General features: G+C 70.5%; 1 pseudogene. It reads left to right on the top strand.

The features are described 5' to 3' along the window. Window positions 1-525 (top strand): annotated as a pseudogene (locus tag J0695_RS44510) (hypothetical protein); the annotation flags it as partial.

Here is a 525-nt window from a genome sequence, read left to right as displayed (position 1 = left end):
GGTGCGGAGAAACTCTTCGAGGCGCGCGACTACCGCCAGATCATCATGCTCGCCAACCGGCACGACTGGCTCTCCGCCTTCTCCAACGAGCTGGGCGTCGTGATGGCCGTCGAGCGGATGCTCGGCATGGAGGTCCCGGAGCGCGCGGTGTGGACGCGGACGCTCCTCGCCGAGCTGAACCGGACGCTCAACCATCTGATGTTCCTCGGGTCGTACCCGCTCGAACTGGGCGGGATCACCCCGGTGTTCCACGCCTTCCGTGAGCGCGAGGAGCTCTGGCCTGCCTTGCTGTCCGTACGGTCGCGGTTGTCGCCGCCGTTTCCGCCACGCAGGACCATCAGGGCGACGCCGGCCCCTGCCAGCACCAGCACCACCACGGCGGCAATGACCGCGATACGGACCGGACGGCGGGACCGCGGCTGCGACGGAGGCTCCTGTGAAGGCGGCTGCGGTGACGGCGGTGACTGCCGCAGGCTCTGCGTCGGCATGTCCAAGGCGGGCGCCGGAGCCACCGGGGCCGCGCCG

The sequence above is a fragment of the Streptomyces beijiangensis genome (assembly GCF_017315755.1).
Classification (GTDB): Bacteria; Actinomycetota; Actinomycetes; order Streptomycetales; family Streptomycetaceae; genus Streptomyces; species Streptomyces beijiangensis.
Note: the sequence above shows the minus strand (reverse complement) of the source record. Positions and strands in the feature narration are given on the sequence as shown.